Raw genomic sequence first — 21,946 nt, forward strand, 5'->3', positions numbered from 1 at the left:
TTTCAGCCCAATCACAGTATTGTCGAGCCAGTAATGTCCCTAATCGATACGCGTATACCTGAACCCAAACGCTTTATCTCCGGCGCGACCGGCGACTGGGAAGTCGTCATCGGCATGGAAGTCCATGCGCAGGTCACGTCAGAATCGAAGCTTTTCTCCGGCGCTTCCACTTCGTTTGGCGCGGAGCCGAATTCGAATGTTTCTCTGGTTGATGCAGCCATGCCGGGCATGCTGCCGGTCATCAATCTGGAATGCGTCAAGCAGGCGGTTCGCACGGGAATCGGGCTCAATGCTCAGATCAATCTAAAGTCGGTTTTCGACCGCAAGAACTATTTCTATCCCGATCTGCCGCAGGGCTACCAGATCTCGCAGTTCAAGCAGCCTATCGTTGGCGAAGGCAAGATCATGATTTCGGTCGGCCCGGACAATAAGGGCCAGTTCGAAGACGTGGAAATCGGCATCGAGCGCCTGCATCTGGAACAGGATGCGGGCAAGTCCATGCACGACCAGCATCCGACCATGTCCTATGTGGACCTGAACCGTTCTGGTGTGGCGTTGATGGAAATCGTATCGAAGCCGGACCTGCGTTCCTCCGATGAAGCACGCGCTTATCTGACCAAGCTGCGCACGATTGTGCGTTATCTCGGCACTTGCGACGGCAATATGGACGAAGGCTCGATGCGCGCTGACGTAAACGTCTCCGTGCGCCGTCCGGGCGGTGAATTCGGCACGCGTTGCGAAATCAAGAACGTCAACTCGATCCGCTTCGTCGGTCAGGCGATTGAATATGAGGCTCGTCGCCAGATTGCTATTCTCGAGGACGGTGGCTCCATCGATCAGGAAACGCGTCTGTTCGATCCGGTAAAGGGTGAAACCCGGTCCATGCGCTCCAAGGAAGAAGCGCATGACTATCGCTATTTTCCTGATCCGGACCTTCTGCCGCTCGAGTTCGACCAGGCATTCGTGGATGCGCTGGCAGCAGATCTGCCGGAACTGCCGGACGTCAAGAAGCAGCGCCTCGTCGAGAAGCAGGGCATCTCGATCTACGATGCATCGATTCTCGTTACCGAGAAGGCCATTGCTGATTATTATGAATCCGTTGCTGCCGGTCGTGACGGCAAGGCCGCAGCGAACTGGGTCATCAACGATCTCCTCGGCGCGCTGAACAAGGCGGGCAAGGACATTGAGGAATCGCCGGTCAGCCCGGAACAGCTCGGTGCAGTCATCGATCTCATCAAGGAAGGCACGATTTCCGGCAAGATCGCCAAGGATCTTTTCGAGATCGTCTGGAATGAGGGCGGTGACCCGAAGAAGCTCGTTGAAGAACGTGGCATGAAGCAGGTTACGGACACCGGTGCCATCGAGAAGGCCGTGGACGATGTCATTGCCGCCAACCCGGAAAAGGTTGAGCAGGCGAAAGCCAAGCCGACGCTGGCTGGCTGGTTCGTTGGTCAGGTCATGAAGGCAACGGGCGGGAAGGCCAACCCGCAATCCGTGAATGAACTGGTCAAGGCCAAGCTCGGGATTGAAGAGTAATGTGGGTCAGAAGCGCGACAGAGGCTGATCTCAAGGCAGTGCATGAGCTGCTTGTATCGACCTGGCACGCGACCTTTGACGACATCCTCGGGCGGGAAACGGTGGATTCCGTTACCGCCCGGTGGCACGGCATCGCTGTTCTGAAGGCCAATCTGAAGAAGCCTTATTCGGAGTTCATTGTCGCCGATAACGGCAATGGTGGCATCGACGGAATGGCTTTTGCCAGCCAGTCCGAAGCAGGCAAGGCTTCGTTGCATCAGCTTTATGTTCGTCCCGACACGCAGGTTCAAGGCATTGGAACGATGCTTCTCGCCGAAATCGAGATGGCTTTTCCTGATGTTCGAACGATGAAGCTTGAAGTGATCGAACGAAACACCAAGGCGGTGAATTTCTACGAGCGCAAGGGCTATACCAAAGTCGGCCGGAACGAGGATTGGGGCGATCCCAATTGCAAGGAACCGGTACTGGTTATGGAAAAGTCGCTTGAAAGCTGGAATATGTAAAGCATGTCTTCCCAAAGTGGGATCCGGTTTGAGGATCAAGGCATGCTAGAATATAAAAGCCTGACGCGCGCGGCATTTTGGGCCCATCATACTCTTGTGACAGCGGCAACTTGACCCTTGCCATGGCCGGTCGATAGGGCCATAAGCAAGAAAACCCGGTGGTTTCGGTCACCTGTGGCAATAATGGATCTGGAATAGGTCATGAAGAAATTTATTACGCAAGTTTTCACCTGGTGGAACGGCCAGACGCTCGGCACGCGGTTTCATACGTGGCGCAAGGGCGAGCGCGTCGGTGAAGACGAGTTCGGCAATATCTATTATCAGGGCGGCAAGGACTCCGAAGGTCGCACACGTCGCTGGGTAATCTTCAATGGCTATGCGGAAGCAAGTGCTATTCCTCCCGGCTGGCATGGCTGGATGCATCATCGCGTTGACACGCCGCCTACCAAGGAAGACTACAAGCCGCGCGACTGGCAGAAGCCGCATCTGCAGAACCTGACCGGTTCTCCGCTGGCATATCGTCCGAAAGGCGCCATTGCCCGTCCGGGCACGGAACCTGCGGAACGTCCACGCGTGACCGGCGAATACGATGCCTGGACACCGGGCAACTGATAATCGGTTTTGATTTTTGTCCGGCGCGTTCATCCGCGCCGGATTTATTATGTGTCCGCCTTTTGACGCTATAGCGGAAAAGGTTTGAGGATAGACGGCTCGCTTAAGACCAGCGGCAGCATTGCGGCTTGCGACTGGGCAACGAATCGTCACATTTCATGCTTAGGAATTGTTCCGGCTTAATTTAAACCCTTTGGATGCGGATCTCCGTTTTGACGAAGCAATCTCACGGCGCGGCTGGCAACGGAAAAAACCCGATAAAAAGGGCTGTTCAGGTTGCCTTGATTTCGCTCATTGCGACCACCAGCAGCTTTCAAGCAGCAATGGCCGAACGCATCACCAATCCAGTTGCTGAGTTCTCGGGTCTCGATAAAATCACCGGGCGTATTACGACGTTCGACGTCTATATCAATGAGACAGTTCAGTTCGGCGCCCTTCAGGTAACGCCGAAAGTTTGTTATTCGCGCACAGAGAACGAAGCACCACGCACCGATGGTTTCGTTGAAGTCGAAGAGATCACGCTTGACCGAAAGATTCGCCGTATTTTTACCGGCTGGATGTTTGCCGATAGTCCGGGTCTCAATGCTGTCGAGCATCCGATCTATGACGTCTGGCTGAAGGACTGCAAGCAGAAGTCGGAAGTGCCTCCGCCGGATCAGCGCAATTAACCGCAGCTACTTAGAAACGCGCGATACCATCCAGCGCGTTTTCCAGCAGCTTCTCGTATTTTTTCCTTGGAACTTCCACAGCGCCGAATCTTTCAAGATGCGGTGTGGTGAACTGCGTGTCGAGCAGCACGAAGCCTTGCTTCACCAGATGCTGGACCAGATAGGCAAGACAGACCTTTGACGCGTCCCGTTTGCGTGTGAACATGCTCTCGCCGAAAAAGGCACGCCCAAGCGTTACCCCATAAAGTCCACCGACGAGCTGTTCGTCATGCCAGGCTTCGACCGTGTGGCAATGTCCTATCTCGAACAGATTCTTATAGGCTTCGCGGATAGGTCCATTGATCCATGTGCGCGCGCGTTCACCGGTTCCGCTGGCACAACCTTCGATCACACCATCAAAATCGTTATCGAGCTTTATGTCAAAAAGGCCCTGGCGGATGGTCTTCTGGAGGCTTTTCGGCATGTGGAAGCCATCAAGGGGTATGACACCGCGCCTCTCGGGACGAACCCAAAAGACTTCGGGATCGTCGGCTTCTTCGGCCATGGGAAATATTCCCGTGGCATAGGCCCGCAGGAGTAACTCCGGTTCGATTGAATAGTCGTCCGGGGACACTCCTGCGGTCACTTTCGTCAGGCGCTTTCGCTCTTGGTTTTCTTGGCCAGATACTTTTCAAGCCAATGAATGTCGTAATCGCCGTTAGCGATATCCTGATTGGCAATCAAGTCCTGGAAAAGCGGGAGGGTGGTTTTCACACCATCCACCACGAACTCGTCCAGCGCACGGCGCAGACGCATCATGCATTCGACGCGATTGCGACCATGCACGATGAGCTTGCCGATAAGGCTGTCGTAGTAAGGCGGAATGCGATAGCCGGAATAGACGCCCGAATCCACGCGGATGCCGAGGCCACCCGGCGTATGATAATGCGTGATCAGGCCCGGCGAAGGCGCAAAAGTCAGCGGGTCTTCAGCGTTGATACGGCATTCGATGGCATGGCCGGAGAAGCGGATATCCTTCTGCTTTACCGACAGGCCGAGGCCAGCTGCAACGCGAATCTGCTCGTGAACGAGATCGATACCCGTGATGGCTTCCGTAATCGGATGTTCCACCTGAAGACGCGTATTCATTTCGATGAAATAGAATTCGCCGTCTTCATAAAGGAACTCGATCGTTCCCGCACCGCGATAGCCCAGTTCCGCACAGGCGTTGGCGCAGACCATGCCGATCTTGTCGCGTGCTTCTGCATTGAGCGCCGGTGAATTGGCTTCTTCCCAAACCTTCTGGTGGCGGCGCTGCAACGAGCAGTCGCGTTCGCCCAGATGGATGGCATTGCCGGCACCGTCGCCCATGACCTGAACTTCGATGTGGCGCGGCTTTTCGAGATATTTCTCGATATAGACCGCGTCGTCACCAAAGGCTGCACCAGCTTCGGTCCGCGCGGTTGCAAGTGCTACCGAAAGATCTTCTTCGGTGCGGGCAACCTTCATGCCGCGTCCGCCACCACCGGCCGAAGCCTTGATGATGACCGGATAACCGATTTCCTTCGCGATGCGAGCGGCTTCGACGTCATCCGTCACACCGCCGTCAGAACCAGGAACAACCGGAATGCCGAGGCGCTTTGCAGTGCGCTTGGCTTCGATCTTGTCGCCCATGATGCGGATATGCGAAGCGGTGGGGCCAATGAAGGTGATGCCGTGCGCTTCAAGAATTTCCGCGAACTTGGCGTTCTCCGACAGGAAGCCATAACCCGGATGGATTGCGTCAGCGCCCGTGATCTCGCAAGCAGCAACGATCTGATGGATGTTCAGATAGCTGTCGCGCGATGGCGGCGGCCCGATGCAGACACTTTCGTCTGCCAGACGCACATGCATCGCGTCGGCGTCTGCCGTGGAGTGAACGGCGACGGTCTTGATGCCCAGTTCCTTACAAGCCCTGAGCACGCGAAGAGCGATTTCGCCACGATTGGCTATGAGTATCTTTTGAAACATTGCGCTTTGCTGCCCGTTCATTGAATAAGCCGTAATCTGTTGTCTTATTCGATTACGACGAGCGGCTCACCGAATTCAACCGGCTGAGCGTCTTCGATGAGGATGGCCTTGACCGTACCAGCCCGCGGGGCCGGAATCTGGTTCATGGTCTTCATGGCTTCGATGATGAGAAGCGTCTGACCTTCCTTCACCTGTGCGCCGACTTCGATGAAGTTGCGAGCACCCGGAGCCGGAGCGAGATAGGCAGTGCCAACCATCGGCGATGGAACGGCGTTCTTCGACAGATCGGCCTTGGTCGGTTCGGCGGCTGCAGCAGCTGGCGCGGCAGCAACAGCAACAGGGGCTGCGGCTGGCATAACGGTTGCTGCGGCCTGAACCGTGACCTTGCGCGAAACGCGGATACGCAGATCGCCATGTTCGACTTCGATATCGGTCAGGTCGGTTTCATTGAGAATGTCCGCCAGGTCGCGGATCGTTTCCTTGTCGATGACGGAATTTTTGCTGGACATATCAGGCCCCTTTAACGCTTTGCCCGTTGTTTTCTTCTTCTTTGGCAATTGCCGCAAGCGCGCGCAGACCGAGCAGATATCCTTCCGCGCCAAAGCCGCAAATAACGCCTTTGGCGACTGCGGATACATAGGAGTGATGCCGGAAAGCCTCACGCGCATGAATGTTCGAAAGATGCACTTCCACGACCGTTACATTGGCCGAGCGGATTGCATCATGAATAGCAACCGAAGTGTGGCTGTAAGCGGCTGGATTGATGAGGACATAGGCGTTTCTATCGCCAGCCTCCTGAATCCAGGTCACCAGATCGCCTTCGTAATTGGACTGACGGAAATCGACATCAAGTCCGAGTTGTTCAGCCTCACGCTTGCAGTCCGCCTCGATATTCTCGAGCGTTGCAACACCGTATATCCCCGGTTCTCGTTTACCGAGAAGGTTGAGATTGGGGCCGTTCAAAACAAAAACCGTTTTTGCCATATCCGTCCGCGACTGATAACGCGTTACCGCGAAATTTCGGTACACTTCGCATTTCATATAGAGGGCTTGGAAGCAAGCCGAAACCCTCTAAATCATTGCAGATGTTTTGCCGAACCGGTTTTTCCCGCTATTCTTTGCAAAATAAGCAGCCGATAAGGCAATTTCTCTTCACGCAACATAAACATTGGATGCCACGGCATAAACTGTTTCACAAAAGTGATCAGTCAAGCCATGGCCGATCAGCTTATTTTTTCGCTGTAGCGCGCGCTGCTGCGATTCTCTCAACCAGACCATCGACGCCGATTGCACCTGGAACCAGTTCATCGCCGATGATGTAGGATGGTGTGCCGGTAATGTTGAGCTGTTGCGCCAGCTGATAGGTCTGCTGGAATGCGCCGGTGATGGCCGGATCTTTCATCTTTTCGCGCAGCTGTGTTTCATCAGCGCCTAGCTTTACGGCATCGGCGATGGCGGAATCTTCCGTTGCACGCTCCTGCGCGCCGAGCAGTACTTGGTGGAATTCAGCATATTTTTCCGGCATCAGCGCTCTGAATGCCTGTGCCACGATATGCGCCTTGGCCGAATCCGGGCCAAGAATCGGGAATTCCTTCATGACAAAACGGACATTCTTGTCGGTTTTCAGGATCGCTTCCATGTCGGGCAGTGCCCGCTTGCAATACCCGCAATTGTAATCAAAGAACTCGTAGACCGTCACGTCGCCGTCCGGATTGCCGAAGACTGCATCATGCTTGGGGTCATAAAGGGCAGCGCGATTGGCAGTCAGCACCTGCTTGATCTGTTCCTGCGCCGCGTGTGCCTGCTTGGTTTCCAGCGCGCTTTGCACTTCCAGCATCAGTTCGGGATTCTGGATGAGATAGTTGCGCACGACGTTTTCAATGGCCTGCTGGTTCATCGCTGCCGGGGCTGCGGAAGCAGCAGGGCTTTCCACGGCAGCTGGAGCCTGCCGGGCAGTGCCTGCATAATAACCCGCTGCAAGAGCTGCGATGCCCACAATGCCGCTGGCAACTGTTATGGAAACTATGTTCTTCATTCCAAATTCCAATCTGTCTTTAATATCGCTATCAGGCGCAAACGGCCTTACTTGCTTTTCTTGGCATTAATGATGTCCTGCGCGCGAAGCCAATCGGGCGAACGGGGCTTCATCTGCTTTTGCGCGCGGATGGCGAAGATCTGGGCCTGCTGAAGCTTGCCAGAATAGTAGTTCATATCGGCAGTGGCGAGGTCGGCCAGCGCCATATCGCCTTGCTGGCCATATGCTTGCGCCAGATAACCATATCCGCCCGGAAACTCCGGATCGGAAGCTATACCTGCCTTGATCTCCTTGATCGCCGTCGGCATGTTTGCCTTGGCACCGGTGAGCATGAGCGCACGCCCATAGCTCATGCGCAGCAACGGCGATTTGCGCGGATCGAGCGAAACCGCCTTCTGGAAAGCCTTTGCCGCTCCCGCGGCATCATTGGCTTTCAGCAAGACTTCGCCACGCATTTCCTGGAAATACGGGTTTTTTGGCTGTTCCTTGATCAAGGCATCAAATTTCGGCAGCGCAGAGCGGGCAGAGCCGTTCAGGAATGTTGTGATGGCATTGCCATAGCGGGCAGGTAGTCCGCCGGGATTGCTGCGGAACATGCGCTGCAGCGCGCCCATATTGCCCGAATAAGCAGCAATCTTCGCGCGCGCCATATCGTGCCGCATTTGCAAGGCCGGAGAATCGGTTTTGTTGAAGTACGGGCTCTTTCGTGCAAGCTCTTCCAGATTGGCAATTCGCTCACGCGGGAGAGGGTGGCTGATACGATATTGGTCGATCTGGGTGCCCGTAAGCGACAGAGCCGATGCGAAACGCTCGAACGTATCGAGCATGCCCTTGGTCGACTGACCGGTGGCATTGAGATAGTTCACGGCAAGACGATCGGCGGTCATTTCTTCCGTGCGCTGATAGTTGAGTACGCTGCGCATGGCTATTTCGCTTGAGCCCATAGCAATACCAGCGCCAGCGCCCGCGGCGTTGCCGCTGCCGCTCGCAGCGCCTGCAACGCCGGCGCCAACGCCAAGCAGCATACCAATGATCGCCATGTTGCGGGCGCGGCTGAGCTGTTCACGCAAACGCTCCTGATGCCCGCCTGCAAGGTGTCCCGATTCGTGTGCGATCACGCCAATGATTTCATTGGGCGTTTCTGCCTGCATGATTGCGCCTGTATTTATGAAAATACGCCGTCCATCAACGAAGGCATTGAAGCTTTGCGAATTGACCAGAATAACGCGAACGCCGCGACCACCCAAACCTGCAGCCTTGAGGATCGGCGCAGCGTAATCGGCAACAAGTGCCTCGATTTCCGCGTCCCGGACGATAGGCACACCACCGCCACGCGACTGCGCGAATGCAGGGAGGGCACTGGTAACGGCTATGGACATTGCGGCCACTACCGCGACCGAACGGCGAACCAAACTATGGAAAGAAAATCTCCCAGCTGGGAAAGGTGCAGTCATCGTCCCCATCGTGTTGTTCTTCCTTCTTCAAACCGGCGCGAATCTTATAACCTTTGCATTCAATCATCGATAGGCAGGCGAGACATAATCTCCATCTCGGGATTTGGTCGTAATTTCTCGTAAAGTGCTGTTGCTTTACCAATCCGGCGATTATACGGCGGATGTAGAATGCGAAACTCGCAAGTTTCTGGAGGTAAAGTTGGTCACTCTTTCCAGCCGCAGTGCGGTCGATCCCTTTCACGCTATGGACGTTTTGGCTGAGGCAAACCGTCGTCGCGCAGCCGGGCACCCGATTATTTCCATGGCGGTAGGCCAGCCTGCGGATCCGGCACCGGTGGTCGTTCGAGAAGCCGCTGAACGTGCCTTGAAGGACGGTCGCATTGGTTACACTGACGCTCTGGGGCTGATTGAACTGAGAGAGGCCATTGCTGGGCATTATGCCGATCATTACGGTGTTTCGGTCTCACCGGAACGTGTTGCCGTCACGACTGGCTCGTCTGCTGCATTCAATCTGGCCTTTGTGGTCTATTTCGATCCGGGCGACAGGGTTGCTATTACCCGTCCCGGCTACCCCGCCTATCGCAATATATTGACGGCGCTAGGCCTTGAGGTTGTGGAAATACCGACCGGCAATGGAACATCGTCGTCACTGACTGCTGAAGCGCTTGCTGCGGCACATGCCGAGAAGCCCCTGAAAGGGGTATTGTTTGCAAGCCCGGCCAATCCGACCGGCGCGATCATCGACAAGCCGGAACTGAAAACGATCATCGAAACGGCGAATGAACTTGGCATTCGGGTCATTTCAGACGAAATCTATCATCGGCTTTCCTATGAAACGGACGATGTCACGGCGTTGGAGATTTCCGATGATGTGACGGTCATCAACTCGTTCTCCAAATATTACTGCATGACCGGCTGGCGTATTGGCTGGATGGTTCTGCCCGAAGACGATATCCGCGCAATCGAGCGACTGAGCCAGAGCCTTTATATCTCCGCACCGGAGCTTTCGCAGCGCGCTGCCATCGAAGCCTTCCATGCAACGGCGGAACTTGAGCGGGTAAAGGATCGCTATCGTCAGAACCGGCTGATCCTGCGGGATCATCTTCCACGCATGGGTCTCAGCCTGGCTGCACCGATGGATGGCGCATTCTATGCCTATTGCGACGTTTCGCGTTTCACCAATGACAGTATGGAATTTGCTCGCCGCATGATTGCCGAAATCAATATAGCAGCAACACCGGGACGCGATTTCGATCCGCTGGATGGACATCGCACAATGCGTTTTTCCTACGCTGGCAAGATCGAGGAAATGGAAGAGGCTGTCCGTCGCCTTGAAGGCTGGCTGCCACAACAGAAAGCCTGAGCCGGTTCTGGTTTCTTCCAACCATTTACCAATATCGAAAGATAAAGAAAACCGGCGTTTCCGCCGGTTTTTTCATTTCAATCATGAAACAGATCTCAGAAGAAACCCTTCTTCTGCCACCAGCCAGCACGCTTAGGCTTCTGGTCTTCGCTCTCGCTTGAAGTCACAACGGGCTCAGCGCTTTTCTGCGGTTCGGCAATCGTTGCTACTTCTGCTTCGACCGCTACTGTCTCTTCGACTTCGACAGCTGGCTTCGCAGCAGCTCTGCGGGTACGCCGCTTTGGCTTCTCCGCTTCTGCTTCTGGCTCCTCAGTGACCGCTACCGGTTCAGCAGGAGCTTCTTCGGCAACCTTCTTGCGGCTACGGGTCTTGCGCGCAGGCTTGGCGGGCTTTTCCTCCGCCTCCGCGACTACCACGTCCTCAGCCGCTTCTTCAGTCTTCGCAGACTTGCGAGCGCGGGGCTTGCGGGCAGTCTTGGCAGGCTTTTCCTCGACTGTTGCTTCAATAGCCGGAACAGCAACTTCAGCCGCTTGTTCCACCGCTACCGATGCAACTGCTTCGACAACAGCTTCCTCGGCTTTAACCGGCAGAACCGGCGTGTAACCGACGAACTCCGGATCTGGAACCTTGCGTACACGCGGTTCGTCGTCGCGACGATTCTTGCGTCCGCCCCGGCGACCACGGCGACGCTTCTTGCGGCGATCTTCTTCGCTCAGCGAAGCATTCGAAGATGATTCCTGCGCGTCATCGGCGTCATCGTCTTCGTCGGAGGCATCTTCCGAAACGGAATCGGTCTTTGCAGCCTGTTCCGGGTTCTCGCGATCACGACCGCCGCGACGACGACGACGGCGACGACGCTTGCGATCACCTTCGTCACCACGATCTTCGCGAGCCTGAACGTCAGCCGTCGCTTCTTCTTCGGCTTCGTCCTCATCGACCGGGATTTCCGGGTCTTCGATATCGTCTTCGATATAGGCCATCGGCTGAACCGGAGGCTGGGTGATAGGCCGTGTTGACGGCGCGCCCTTGTCGATAACGAAATGCTGATGGCCGACGCTTTCGTCGGCGTCGATGCTGATGGCAACGCCGAAGCGGCCTTCCAGATCCGCCAGCAACTGACGCTTGTGGTTCAGCACATAAAGCGCCGAAGCCGCTGGCGTGCGAACATTGATGTCAAAGCCCGAATGACGTAGCAGATAATCTTCGATGCCGCGAATGATATGCAGCGCCATCGACGAATCCGAGCGGACATGGCCGGTGCCGCCGCAATGCTGGCACACCTGCATCGTGCTTTCCAGCACCGATGCGCGGATACGCTGGCGCGACATTTCCAGTAGGCCGAAATGCGAGATGCGGCCAACCTGAATGCGGGCGCGGTCGTCCTTCAGGCAATCCTTCATTTTCTTTTCGACAGCGCGATTGTTGCGCTTTTCTTCCATGTCGATGAAGTCGACGACGATCAGACCGGCCAGGTCGCGCAGGCGCAGCTGGCGTGCAACCTCCTCGGCAGCTTCCAGATTGGTCTGGAGCGCCGTGTCCTCAATCGAATGTTCGCGCGTCGAGCGACCGGAGTTGACATCGATGGCAACCAGCGCTTCGGTCTGGTTGATGATCAGATAGCCGCCCGATTTCAGCGTCACCTGCGGCAGCAGCATGCGGTCGAGCTGGGCTTCGACGCCGTTGCGTGTGAAAATCGGCACTTGTTCACGATAAGGCTGGACCACCTTGGCATGGCTCGGCATGAGCATGCGCATGAAGTCCTTGGCCTCGCGATAGCCGTTCTCGCCGGAAACGAGGATTTCCGTGATGTCCTTGTTATAAAGGTCGCGGATCGAGCGCTTGATTAGGCTGCCTTCTTCATAGACGAGGGAAGGTGCCGTCGACTGCAAGGTCAGCGTGCGGACATTTTCCCAAAGGCGCATCAGATATTCGTAGTCGCGCTTGACTTCCGCCTTGGTGCGATTGGCGCCAGCGGTACGCAGGATCACGCCCATGCCCTGCGGCACTTCGAGTTCCTTGACGATTTCCTTCAGGCGCTTGCGATCCTGCGGTTGGGTGATCTTGCGGGAAATGCCGCCGCCACGCGCGGTGTTCGGCATCAAAACCGAATAGCGTCCGGCAAGCGACAGATAGGTCGTAAGAGCAGCGCCCTTGTTGCCGCGCTCTTCCTTGACCACCTGCACCAGAAGAATCTGGCGACGCTTGATCACTTCCTGAATGTTGTACTGGCGGCGATTGGTACGGGCAGGCGTCGGAAGCTCCTCAAGTGCATCTTCCGAACCAACAGATTCGACCATGTCCTCTTCATGTTCGATGTCGTCCTCGTCGCCGTTATCGAGGGCTTCGGAGATCACATCGCTTTTCTGCGAAAGAGCCATGGCCGGTGTGCCGGGCACGTAATTCTCAAAAGCCGGGCCGACGGGCTCGGCTGCAGGCAATCCCTTGTCGGCTGCATTGGCCTGCGCGTCGCCATTCTGGCCGTCACGACGACCGCGACGACGGTTGCGGCGCGAACGATCGTTCCGGTCGCTGCGCTCGCTTCGTTCACTTTTGGCGCGCGGTTCGTCCTCATCGTCTTCGGCACGTGCGGCCTTAGCTTCCGCTTCGAGCAGCGCAAGACGATCTGCTACCGGGATCTGGTAGTAGTCGGGGTGGATTTCCGAGAATGCGAGGAAGCCATGACGATTGCCGCCATATTCCACGAACGCAGCTTGAAGCGAAGGTTCGACGCGGGTGACGCGTGCGAGGTAGATATTGCCTTTCAGCTGCTTCTTGTGTTCCGACTCAAAGTCGAATTCTTCAATCTTGTTGCCCCGAGTGACGATAACCCGGGTCTCCTCCGGGTGGGAGGCATCTATAAGCATTTTGTTGGACATTATTGTCTTTCCTGCCGGCGCCAAGACGCAAAACGCGTGCGCCGGACGAAACCCTGAGGGCTGTCGTGCTCACTGCGTTGCATCTGCCGGATGGTTCTGGGTTCGCCGGAAAAAAAGCTGCTGCCTCCGCGCGCGACGGCCTCGTGGCGATCACGGTCTTCAGGCTTGCAGTGGTCAGTCTTGCTTGACCCATAGCTGTTCCGAACGAAACGACCTCATATATGACCCGGAAAAGCCGGGCCGACCTCTGTGCTCTTTTCGAGCGTTGGCGACAGCGCCTAAAGATGCGCAGTCGGCCGATAGAAACGGAGGGCGGGGGAGCCACATCTCCGCTGAATTCTGTACTGGTTATCGGGGGCGACGAATGAATATGCCGCTGTTTTCACTATCATTCCTTGCGGTTCATTTTGAGAACCGGCAAACGATTCTGATAGTTCACCCAAAACCTTTCATAGCTTTTATGGCGTCGTTTGAACGATGACAAGTGCGAATATCATTTGACATTCGCATCGCAATTTCGCCGAAAGCTGAGTATAGGCCCTGTTCAAGGTCTAAATACGGCTGGAAATCCTTCCTTAACTGTAGTTTTGTACGAGTGTTTTAATGGGTATTCGGGCGAGATGGTGCAGGGGCAAGCGTGCCGGTATCGCGATTATTGATACCAGTCATTCAATGATGTTCTTGATTGTGGCAGCCGATGCATTTTCGAAGCGCTGAAAACGCTATGACACGATTGGCGAGTTTGCGATGCCTTCTGGCATTGTTCGCTCTCTTGTCGATTTTGCTGTTGCAGGCTGTATCTGTTTCCGCTGCCGATCGCGTGACGTCTCCATTATCAGCACTGACTTTCCGGATGGCCGGCGACGATCTGCGAACGCGCATTGTTGTCATGTTCGATCAGGAGCCAAAGCTGTCGACCCTGCTTCTGGATAATCCACATCGTCTGGTTGTCGACCTGCCTGAGACGCGGTTTGGTTTTGATGAAAAAAGTCTCGAAGCCCGAGGACTGGTATCCCGAGTTCGTTACGGGCTGGTGGGCAAGGGTCGTTCACGCCTCATCCTGACATTACGCGGTCCGTTCAAGGTCGAGGATCTCCGTGTTCTGAAAAATGACAGCGCATCGGGCTATCGCCTTGTGGCCGATATCGTTGCGACTTCGGATCGCGAATTTGCAGATCAGCTCAAGGGGCACGAGGAAATAACAAGTTCCACGGATCGCAGTGAAAAGCCTGTTCAGGCCGCATCCCAGAGCACGCCCGCCACGCGTCCGTTTACCGTTATGATCGATCCTGGTCACGGCGGTATCGATAGCGGTGCAGAAAGCTTGAGCGGCATCAAGGAAAAAGACCTGACCCTCGCTTTCGGGCAGGAGCTCAGAGATCGTCTGGCGCAGGACAAGAATATCAAAGTTCTCATGACGCGTGATGACGACACTTATCTGAGACTTTCAGAACGCGTGCGAATTGCGCGCCAGCACGAAGCGGATTTGTTCATTTCCATCCACGCCGATACGATCAATCAGCATGATATTCGCGGTGCGACGGTCTACACAATTTCCGACAAGGCATCGGATTCCGTTGCGCGCGCCATGGCTGAGCGTGAGAACAAGTCTGACACCCTTGCAGGTGCGGCGCCTGAGGAGCAGCCCGAGGTCACCGACATTCTTCTCGATCTGACGAGACGCGAAACGCATACATTCTCGCTGAGCTTTGCCGAGAAGGTGATTCATTCGCTGCAAGGACAAGTGAATCTCATCAATAATCCGCATCGCTTTGCCGGTTTTCAGGTGCTGCGTGCGCCGGATGTGCCGTCCGTCTTGATCGAAATCGGATATTTGTCCAATGCCGAGGACGAAAAACTGATCAGCAATCCTGAATGGCGCAAGAAGCTTGCAGAGCGGCTGGCGATTGCGATCAGGGCTTTTGAAGCATTGAAGCATCCGGCAAGCGTGAGCAAAGGGTAGGGACCTGAAAAGTGGAGATGTCCCACTTGGAGTTACATGCACTTCAGCTTATAAGATGCATGCTTGCAACAGTTTTGTGGATTTTCGTCGTGCGGACGAAAGTGACCGCGTTAAATTGGTAAAAACACGTAAACCATCTTGCCTTTGACTCATTTGCTGGTCACTAAGCCAGTAGTTGCCATACGGCATAATTGGGTTAAAGGGTTGGCTGTTCGTGCTTTGACCCTTATCATGTGAATAATCTGAAGGCAGGATTCCGCATTTATGGTAAGGCTTATCGGATATTTCTTCGGGATCGGAACGGTGCTGATGCTCCTCGTGGCAGGTGGCGTCGCCCTTTACGTCGGAAGTCTCACGAAGGATTTGCCAGATTACGAGGTGCTCGCAAAATACGAGCCGCCCGTCATGACGCGTGTTCACGCCTCGGACGGTAGTCTGATGTCGGAATTCGCGCGCGAGCGCCGTCTTTATATTCCTATTCAGGCCGTGCCGAACCGTGTGAAAGCCGCTTTCGTTTCGGCTGAAGACAAGACCTTCTACGAACATCATGGTCTCGATTTTGCGGGTCTCGCCCGCGCCATGATAACGAACGTCAAGAATATGGGCTCTGGTCGTCGCCCGGTTGGCGCATCCACGATCACGCAGCAGGTTGCGAAGAACTTTCTTCTGACGTCCAAGCAGACCTATGATCGCAAGATCAAGGAAGCCATCCTGGCGATGCGCATCGAGCAGGCCTACTCGAAGGACCGCATTCTCGAGCTCTATCTCAACGAAATCTTCTTCGGTCTTGGTTCCTACGGTATTGCCAGCGCGGCTTTGACCTATTTCGACAAATCGGTCGGTGAACTTTCCATTGCAGAGAGCGCTTATCTCGCAGCCCTGCCGAAAGGTCCGAACAATTACCATCCTTTCCGCCAGCCCGAGCGCGCTATCGAGCGCCGCAACTGGGTGATCGACCGGATGAGCGAAAACGGCTACATCACCGCCGAAGAAGCGACGGAAGCCAAGAAGCAGCCACTCGGTGTGAAGGAACGTTCAGACGCCCATTATGTGTTCGCGTCGGAATATTTCACTGAGGAAGTGCGCCGTCAGATCATCCAGAAATACGGTGTCGATGCGCTTTACGAAGGCGGTCTTTCTGTTCGCACCACGCTGAACCCGACCTTGCAGGTCGAGGCTCGCAAGTCCCTGCAGGCGGCATTGCTTCGTTATGATGAGGCGCGTGGCTGGCGCGGTCCCATGAAGAATGTCGAGCTTGGCAATGACTGGGGTACGGCCTTCGGTGACATGCAGTCCTACGCGGACGTGCCGGAATGGCAGCTTGCGATCGTGCTCAATGTTTCTGCCGCTGGCGCAGATATTGGTCTGCAGCCGCCGCTTGAGGCATCAGGCTCGCGCAGCAAGGAGCGCAAGCGCGCATTCATCGCCGCTGACGATATGAAGTGGGCCATGCGTGTCGTGAATATTGGTGGCAAGCGCACTAGCGCCAAGTCGCCGGAAGGCGTTCTGAAGGCGGGAGACATTGTCTATGTCTCCAAGGAAGGTGATTCCCGTTTCCGTCTCCAGCAGCCGCCGAAGCTTGAAGGTGCGCTCGTTGCCATGGACCCGCATACCGGCCGTGTTCTGGCCATGGTTGGCGGTTTCTCCTATGCGGAATCGGAATTCAACCGCGCAACACAGGCCTATCGCCAGCCCGGTTCGTCATTTAAGCCGTTCGTTTATGCTGCGGCTCTCGACAATGGCTATACGCCTGCTTCCGTTGTTCTGGACGGTCCGCTGGAAGTCAATCAGGGTGGTACGCTCGGCGTCTGGGCGCCGAAGAATTATTCCGGCAAGTTCTCCGGTCCTTCTACGCTGCGCTATGGTATCGAACAGTCGCGTAACGTCATGACTGTGCGTCTTGCACAGGACATGGGCATGAAACTTGTAGCCGAATATGCCGAACGCTTCGGTATCTACGACAAGATGCTGCCGGTTCTTTCGATGGCGCTTGGTGCTGGCGAAACGACGGTTCTGCGCATGGTGACCGCATATTCCATCATTGCGAATGGCGGCCAGAGCATAACGCCGTCGATGATCGACCGCATTCAGGATCGCTACGGCAAGACGGTCTTCAAGCACGATGCCCGCCAGTGCGAGGGCTGCAATGCACAGGATTGGGCAAATCAGGATGAGCCGACACTGATCGACAATCGCGATCAGGTACTTGATCCGATGACCGCCTATCAGATCACGTCGATGATGGAAGGCGTCGTTCAGCGCGGTACAGCGCAGATCTTGAAGAGCCTCGACCGTCCGATGGCTGGCAAGACCGGTACGACAAACGACGAAAAGGATGCGTGGTTCGTCGGCTTCACGCCCGATCTCGTAGTCGGCGTCTTCATGGGTTACGATACGCCGACGCCGCTCGGTCGCGGCAATACCGGTGGTGGTCTGGCAGCGCCTGTGTTCAAGTCGTTCATGGAACAGGCTCTGGTCGGGACGCCGAAAGTCGATTTCCGCGTACCTGAAGGCATGACGGTCATCGCTATCAACCGCAAAACCGGCATGCGCGCCAATCAGGGCGATCCGAATGTGATCATGGAAGCGTTCAAACCGGGGACGGGTCCATCGGACAGCTATTCGGTTATCGGCATGGATTCCTTCCGCGAAGGTTCTCCGGTTGCACCACAGTCGCCGCAGGCAACACGTGCGATCAACTCGGGATCTGGCGGACTTTACTGACCGGGAAAGCAGGGCTTTGCCCTTTACACCGCGCCGCGTGCTGACTATGGTCCGCGGCGCTTGGGCTATTCGTCCATGCCCGAAAGTCTGGGCCTCGTAACGACCGGTTCAGCTTCTCAAATAAATAGAATGATAATGAAGGAACGATTTGCCCATGCGCGCGGAAATCGAGACGCTGGTTGACGAAATCCAGCAGGCCATAAGCCTGCTGAGGAGGCATCTTTGACTGGGATCAGGCGATAAAACGTCTCGGCTATCTCAATCAGAGAGCCGAAGATCCCACGCTTTGGAATGATGCTCAGGAAGCCCAAAAGCTGATGCGCGAGCGCCAGCAGCTGGAAGATAGCATCAATGGCATCAACCATCTGAAGCAGACGCTGAACGACAGCATCGAACTTATCGCCATGGGCGAAGAAGAGGACGACAAGTCGATCATTCAGGATGCGGAAAACACCATCCGCGAACTGAAGCAAGAGATCGACCGTCGCCAGATCGATATGCTGTTGTCGGGCGAAGCCGACGCGAACGACACCTATGTCGAAGTGCATGCCGGTGCCGGTGGTACGGAAAGCCAGGACTGGGCGTCGATGCTCCTGCGCATGTATACGCGCTGGGCCGAGCGCAACGGCCGCAAGGTCGAAGTGATGGAAGTGCACGAAGGCGAAGAAGCGGGCATCAAGTCCGCGACCATTCTCGTCAAGGGGCACAATTCATACGGCATGATGAAGACCGAATCGGGCGTCCATCGCCTGGTGCGAATTTCGCCCTACGATTCCAACGCCCGCCGTCATACGTCCTTTGCCAGCATCTGGGTTTATCCTGTCATCGATGACAATATCGATGTGCAGGTTACGGAGGCGGATGTTCGCATCGATACCTATCGCGCTTCGGGCGCGGGCGGCCAGCACGTCAACACCACCGATTCGGCAGTGCGTATCACACATATTGCGACCGGAATCGTGGTGCAGTGTCAGGCGGAACGCTCACAGCACAAGAACCGCGAAAAGGCTTGGTCGATGCTGCGCGCTCGCCTCTATGAAGAGGAACTGAAAAAGCGCGAAGCAGCGACGGATGCGGCGAATGCCACCAAGACCGAAATCGGTTGGGGACACCAGATTCGCTCCTACGTCCTGCAGCCTTATCAGCTCGTCAAGGATCTGCGTACCGGCGTTGAAAGCACCAACCCCCAGGAAGTGCTGGATGGCTCTGTTACGCCGTTCATGGAAGCCGCACTTGCCCACCGAATTCAGGGTGGCGGCGAAATGATCGACGATATCGACTGATCATTCGCAAACATGCGTACAGAAAGCGAAACCCGGCCTTTGGCCGGGTTTTCTCGTTTCAGAGGCTCAGAGCAATGGTTCTATCTGTTTGCCTGCCTTGAGGAAATTGACCGGATTGATCGCCCGGCCGTTTTCGCGGACTTCATAGTGCAGATGACTGCCGGTGGAACGTCCGGAACTTCCTGCCTCGCCGACAATGACTCCCGCGGCAACCTGTTGACCGTCGCGTACCAGAACGCGGCTCAGATGGGCAAAACGGGTCGAGAATCCATTACCATGATCAATTTCGACCATATTGCCATATCCGCCAAAGCGACCTGCCTTTACAACCTTGCCCGCTGCGGTGGACTTCACCGTCTGACCGTATGCCGCACGAAAGTCGATACCGGAATGAAACGCAGCCGTACCTAGAAATGGATCACGGCGCACGCCGAACAGGCTGGTAACGGGTTTGCCCGGAGCCGGATTGGCCAGGGGCAGGGCGCTTACGCGTTTGCGTACCTGATCAAGCCGATCAAGCGCGCTGTCGAGATTGCGCAATTGCATGTCGAAATCATTGACCACCATACCGGGCGACGAAACCGGGATAAGCGGCCCGCCCATTGCAACAGCCGCATCGGCAGGCGTTTCGATACGCAGCCCGGCGGCGTTCAAAGTATCGAGGATGCTGTCGGCCTTTTCATAGGCGGCGTCAGCCAGAACACGCACCTTGCCATTCTGCTCGCTTTCGATGCGATGAAGGTTCTGGGTGATCGTGGCCAATATCTTGTCGGAAGTCTCAAGTGTCGATTCACCCGAAAGTCCGCCAGAAAGACGCAGTCCTATGGAGCCGGCATCGGCGCGGCGATCAGGCTTTCCTGCAGGTGCCTTTCCTGGAACGGGACCGGTAATGATCGGGTCGATACCTGGAAACTCGCGTCCTGCCAGCGCTTCATCGGGGATAAGCTGGCTATGCTGCTCCTGATCAGGCACGCCTTCCGTCGGCATTTCCGGCATTGGCTGCAATTGCGAAGCTCGTTCCAGCAGAGGTGCGAGTTTTCCGTCGCGCGCATTCAGCGTTTGCTGGCGCTGCATCAGTTCGGCGACCTTGTTCTCCATCACCTGCTGATCGAGCATTTGACGGCTGGTGATGCGATCAACCTCGGTGCGAAGGGCTGAAATGCGGTCCTCATAGAGCTGCTGGTTGCGGGCATGGCGCGCAATACCGGCGCTCATCAGGTCGTCGCGAAGCACCAGATAGGCAGTTGCTCCCAGATATCCGGCCGAAAGCGCCAGAAAAGCAGCACCTCCAAGAGCGGCCATCCATGGACGAAATGTGAAATGGCTGATCTTTTCGCCGCGCGCAATAATCAGGACAGGCGGTTCCTTGCGCTCTCCGAACACCTTTTTCGTCGATGTTTTTGCCTGCTTCCCAGTCATGCCAGCCGCATGCCCCTTCTCGATTCCCTTGTTTGATTACAACTTATTAGGGTTAACAGACCTTTACATTCGAGGCTTGCGCGGGCCATGCGAGCAGTTTTGTTTTTACTGAAGAGTTTAAGGAAACGACTAGATGGATACTGGTGATAAAGAGCGGTAGAAAGACGGCGTCAGCCCAGCTTCGGCACGTGCCAGTTCATTGAACGGTGGTTTGAGTTCGCCACGGAAATTGGCGCGAACCAGTTCGCGAAATCGCGCTGCCGGATCGATTTTGTTTCGGGCGCAGAAGAAACGAAACCATTTAGCGCCAACAGCGACATGGGTTTTCTCGTCATTGTAGATGACGTCAAGAATTGCTGCAGTCTCGTGGTCGCCGGTTTCGATCATCTTCTCAAGCAGAGATGGCGTGACATCGAGCCCGCGCGCCTCGAGTATGAGCGGCACGACAGCGAGACGGGCCTCTAGATCGTTGCGGGTCTGGTGAGCAGACTGCCAAAGCCCATCGTGGGCAGGCATATCGCCATAGTCTGCGCCAAGTGATTTGAGACGATCACGCAGCAGCGTGAAATGCCGCGCTTCGTCGTCGGCGACTTTCATCCAGCCATCGAAGAAACTGCGCGGTATTGGTTTGGCCGCAAAACGGGCAACGATGTCGAGCGCAAGATCGATGGCGTTCAGTTCGATATGGGCGAGCGCGTGCATCAGCGCAATGCGCCCGTGTTCCGTGTTGAGCGACCGCTTTTTCAACATGCGGGGAGGCACGAGTTCCGGCTTTTCAGGGCGTCCGGGACGCTCAGGCAAAGGCGGATCGAGAGGGCTGCGAACCGACAGCGTGCGACCGAACCAGCGAGCAGCGGTATCTCGCGTCAGCCTGACCTTTTCGTCGAGATCGCTGGCGGATATGGCGCGGATGGCATTACCGCGCAGTGTCTGGTCGTATGATGGCTTGCGTGTCATCGCTCAAAGCGCGCGTGCGGCGTCCAGAACCGCCTCGGCATGGCCGTCGACTTTGACCTTGTTCCAGACTTGAGCGATGCGTCCTTCTGCATCGATCAGGAATGTCGTGCGTTCCACGCCCATATATTTGCGGCCATACATGCTTTTTTCAACCCACACGCCATAGGCTTCGAGCGCTACACGATCTTCATCGGCAGCAAGGTCGACGGTCAGATCGTGCTTCTTGCGAAATTTTGCATGTTTCGTCGCGCTATCGGGAGAAAGACCGATGACGCGAACGCCGACCTTGTCGAACTCCGGCTTCAGCAGCGAGAAAGCAATCGCTTCCTTGGTGCAGCCGGACGTGTCGTCTTTCGGATAGAAGTAGATGACAACCGGCTTGCCTTTGAGAGACGACAGGGAGATTTCGCCATTATCCGAAGGCAGAGTGAAATCGGGTGCCGGATCGCCAACTTGGGGATGAGCCATATCTGCGCCTTTCTTTTATGGATTAGGATGGAAACCACCTGTTACAGTCTGAGCTATCGCATTCAGGCAGGGCTTGTGCAACCATTGATGCTGGCG

Annotated in this window: 19 protein-coding genes; 9 read left to right on the forward strand and 10 right to left on the reverse strand. The window is 55.8% G+C overall.

What is annotated here, in order from left to right; translation table 11 throughout:
• The first annotated feature begins 33 nt into the window (after positions 1-33).
• The 4 genes from gatB (at position 34) to KWJ32_RS16620 (ending at position 3,319) form a co-directional block, all read left to right on the forward strand.
• Positions 34-1,536 carry an Asp-tRNA(Asn)/Glu-tRNA(Gln) amidotransferase subunit GatB gene (gene gatB / locus KWJ32_RS16605; protein WP_010661258.1) on the forward strand — a complete coding sequence of 501 codons (1,503 nt, stop codon included), beginning with the start codon at positions 34-36 and terminating at the stop codon, positions 1,534-1,536.
• Positions 1,536-2,039: a GNAT family N-acetyltransferase gene (locus KWJ32_RS16610; RefSeq protein WP_105529020.1), complete on the forward strand. Its 504-nt coding sequence runs from the start codon at positions 1,536-1,538 to the stop codon at positions 2,037-2,039. The genes gatB and KWJ32_RS16610 overlap by 1 nt, the downstream gene beginning before the upstream one ends.
• 201 nt (positions 2,040-2,240) lie before the next feature.
• Positions 2,241-2,651 (forward strand): NADH:ubiquinone oxidoreductase subunit NDUFA12, encoded by a 411-nt coding sequence (locus tag KWJ32_RS16615; protein WP_010661260.1) that lies wholly within the window; start codon positions 2,241-2,243, stop codon positions 2,649-2,651.
• A 197-nt stretch (positions 2,652-2,848) separates the two neighbouring features.
• Entirely contained in the window at positions 2,849-3,319 is a 471-nt protein-coding gene (locus KWJ32_RS16620; protein ID WP_010661261.1) for a DUF2155 domain-containing protein, read from the forward strand.
• A gap of 10 nt (positions 3,320-3,329) precedes the next feature.
• On the opposite strand, the gene aat is transcribed toward KWJ32_RS16620, so the two are convergent.
• The 6 genes from aat to KWJ32_RS16650 all read right to left on the reverse strand — a co-directional run bounded on the left by aat (position 3,330) and on the right by KWJ32_RS16650 (position 8,806).
• Positions 3,330-3,944 (reverse strand): leucyl/phenylalanyl-tRNA--protein transferase, encoded by a 615-nt coding sequence (gene aat, locus KWJ32_RS16625; RefSeq protein ID WP_162998209.1) that lies wholly within the window; start codon positions 3,942-3,944, stop codon positions 3,330-3,332.
• A 5-nt stretch (positions 3,945-3,949) separates the two neighbouring features.
• Entirely contained in the window at positions 3,950-5,308 is a 1,359-nt protein-coding gene (accC, locus tag KWJ32_RS16630; RefSeq protein ID WP_010661263.1) for an acetyl-CoA carboxylase biotin carboxylase subunit, read from the reverse strand.
• A gap of 44 nt (positions 5,309-5,352) precedes the next feature.
• Positions 5,353-5,817, reverse strand: coding sequence for an acetyl-CoA carboxylase biotin carboxyl carrier protein (gene accB / locus KWJ32_RS16635; RefSeq protein ID WP_010661264.1), 465 nt, complete (start codon positions 5,815-5,817; stop codon positions 5,353-5,355).
• A gap of 1 nt (position 5,818) precedes the next feature.
• Positions 5,819-6,292, reverse strand: a complete 474-nt coding sequence (aroQ, locus tag KWJ32_RS16640; protein WP_256886156.1) for a type II 3-dehydroquinate dehydratase — start codon at positions 6,290-6,292, stop codon at positions 5,819-5,821.
• 244 nt (positions 6,293-6,536) lie between these two features.
• Positions 6,537-7,343, reverse strand: coding sequence for a DsbA family protein (locus tag KWJ32_RS16645; RefSeq protein ID WP_256886157.1), 807 nt, complete (start codon positions 7,341-7,343; stop codon positions 6,537-6,539).
• A gap of 47 nt (positions 7,344-7,390) precedes the next feature.
• Positions 7,391-8,806: a M48 family metalloprotease gene (locus KWJ32_RS16650; protein ID WP_105529021.1), complete on the reverse strand. Its 1,416-nt coding sequence runs from the start codon at positions 8,804-8,806 to the stop codon at positions 7,391-7,393.
• 190 nt (positions 8,807-8,996) lie between these two features.
• On the opposite strand from KWJ32_RS16650, the gene KWJ32_RS16655 reads away from it, so the two are divergent.
• Positions 8,997-10,160 carry an aminotransferase class I/II-fold pyridoxal phosphate-dependent enzyme gene (locus tag KWJ32_RS16655; protein ID WP_256886158.1) on the forward strand — a complete coding sequence of 388 codons (1,164 nt, stop codon included), beginning with the start codon at positions 8,997-8,999 and terminating at the stop codon, positions 10,158-10,160.
• Positions 10,161-10,255: 95 nt separating this feature from the next.
• On the opposite strand, the gene KWJ32_RS16660 is transcribed toward KWJ32_RS16655, so the two are convergent.
• Positions 10,256-13,036, reverse strand: coding sequence for a ribonuclease E/G (locus KWJ32_RS16660; RefSeq protein WP_125334271.1), 2,781 nt, complete (start codon positions 13,034-13,036; stop codon positions 10,256-10,258).
• 2 nt (positions 13,037-13,038) lie between these two features.
• On the opposite strand from KWJ32_RS16660, the gene KWJ32_RS16665 reads away from it, so the two are divergent.
• The 4 genes from KWJ32_RS16665 to prfB all read left to right on the forward strand — a co-directional run bounded on the left by KWJ32_RS16665 (position 13,039) and on the right by prfB (position 19,006).
• Positions 13,039-13,224 (forward strand): hypothetical protein, encoded by a 186-nt coding sequence (locus tag KWJ32_RS16665; protein WP_036586815.1) that lies wholly within the window; start codon positions 13,039-13,041, stop codon positions 13,222-13,224.
• Between the two features lie 536 nt (positions 13,225-13,760).
• A complete protein-coding gene (locus KWJ32_RS16670) occupies positions 13,761-14,999 on the forward strand; it encodes an N-acetylmuramoyl-L-alanine amidase (protein WP_094513712.1) in 1,239 nt (412 codons plus the stop codon).
• Between the two features lie 264 nt (positions 15,000-15,263).
• Positions 15,264-17,723 (forward strand): penicillin-binding protein 1A, encoded by a 2,460-nt coding sequence (locus tag KWJ32_RS16675; protein WP_010661272.1) that lies wholly within the window; start codon positions 15,264-15,266, stop codon positions 17,721-17,723.
• Between the two features lie 154 nt (positions 17,724-17,877).
• Positions 17,878-19,006 (forward strand): peptide chain release factor 2 gene (gene prfB, locus KWJ32_RS16680; protein ID WP_105529024.1). Its coding sequence is split into 2 segments (ribosomal slippage): positions 17,878-17,946 and positions 17,948-19,006, totalling 1,128 coding nucleotides; the frame shifts between segments, so codons are not numbered across the junction.
• A 66-nt stretch (positions 19,007-19,072) separates the two neighbouring features.
• Here prfB and KWJ32_RS16685 read toward each other — a convergent pair.
• From KWJ32_RS16685 to bcp, 3 genes are all read right to left on the reverse strand, one after another.
• On the reverse strand, positions 19,073-20,425 hold the full coding sequence (locus KWJ32_RS16685; RefSeq protein ID WP_256886159.1) for a M23 family metallopeptidase: 1,353 nt from the start codon (positions 20,423-20,425) through the stop codon (positions 19,073-19,075).
• A gap of 129 nt (positions 20,426-20,554) precedes the next feature.
• The gene (locus KWJ32_RS16690; protein ID WP_105529026.1) at positions 20,555-21,382 is read right to left on the reverse strand and encodes a ferritin-like domain-containing protein; all 828 of its coding nucleotides are present in this window, start codon (positions 21,380-21,382) and stop codon (positions 20,555-20,557) included.
• A gap of 3 nt (positions 21,383-21,385) precedes the next feature.
• A complete protein-coding gene (gene bcp / locus KWJ32_RS16695) occupies positions 21,386-21,850 on the reverse strand; it encodes a thioredoxin-dependent thiol peroxidase (protein ID WP_256886160.1) in 465 nt (154 codons plus the stop codon).
• Positions 21,851-21,946 lie beyond the last annotated feature (96 nt).

Source organism: Ochrobactrum sp. BTU2 (genome assembly GCF_024539785.1).
Classification (GTDB): domain Bacteria; phylum Pseudomonadota; class Alphaproteobacteria; order Rhizobiales; family Rhizobiaceae; genus Brucella; species Brucella anthropi.

What these genes read in the sequence shown, in the direction of transcription:
- accB (WP_010661264.1), bottom strand. Translation starts at nt 5,817, where the DNA reads ATGTCCAGCAAAAATTCCGTCATCGACAAGGAAACGATCCGCGACCTG.
- KWJ32_RS16670 (WP_094513712.1), top strand. Translation starts at nt 13,761, where the DNA reads ATGACACGATTGGCGAGTTTGCGATGCCTTCTGGCATTGTTCGCTCTC.
- KWJ32_RS16620 (WP_010661261.1), top strand. Translation starts at nt 2,849, where the DNA reads ATGCGGATCTCCGTTTTGACGAAGCAATCTCACGGCGCGGCTGGCAAC.
- KWJ32_RS16610 (WP_105529020.1), top strand. Translation starts at nt 1,536, where the DNA reads ATGTGGGTCAGAAGCGCGACAGAGGCTGATCTCAAGGCAGTGCATGAG.
- KWJ32_RS16690 (WP_105529026.1), bottom strand. Translation starts at nt 21,382, where the DNA reads ATGACACGCAAGCCATCATACGACCAGACACTGCGCGGTAATGCCATC.
- KWJ32_RS16650 (WP_105529021.1), bottom strand. Translation starts at nt 8,806, where the DNA reads ATGGGGACGATGACTGCACCTTTCCCAGCTGGGAGATTTTCTTTCCAT.
- KWJ32_RS16675 (WP_010661272.1), top strand. Translation starts at nt 15,264, where the DNA reads ATGGTAAGGCTTATCGGATATTTCTTCGGGATCGGAACGGTGCTGATG.
- KWJ32_RS16660 (WP_125334271.1), bottom strand. Translation starts at nt 13,036, where the DNA reads ATGTCCAACAAAATGCTTATAGATGCCTCCCACCCGGAGGAGACCCGG.
- gatB (WP_010661258.1), top strand. Translation starts at nt 34, where the DNA reads ATGTCCCTAATCGATACGCGTATACCTGAACCCAAACGCTTTATCTCC.
- accC (WP_010661263.1), bottom strand. Translation starts at nt 5,308, where the DNA reads ATGTTTCAAAAGATACTCATAGCCAATCGTGGCGAAATCGCTCTTCGC.
- KWJ32_RS16685 (WP_256886159.1), bottom strand. Translation starts at nt 20,425, where the DNA reads ATGACTGGGAAGCAGGCAAAAACATCGACGAAAAAGGTGTTCGGAGAG.
- aroQ (WP_256886156.1), bottom strand. Translation starts at nt 6,292, where the DNA reads ATGGCAAAAACGGTTTTTGTTTTGAACGGCCCCAATCTCAACCTTCTC.
- KWJ32_RS16645 (WP_256886157.1), bottom strand. Translation starts at nt 7,343, where the DNA reads ATGAAGAACATAGTTTCCATAACAGTTGCCAGCGGCATTGTGGGCATC.
- bcp (WP_256886160.1), bottom strand. Translation starts at nt 21,850, where the DNA reads ATGGCTCATCCCCAAGTTGGCGATCCGGCACCCGATTTCACTCTGCCT.
- KWJ32_RS16615 (WP_010661260.1), top strand. Translation starts at nt 2,241, where the DNA reads ATGAAGAAATTTATTACGCAAGTTTTCACCTGGTGGAACGGCCAGACG.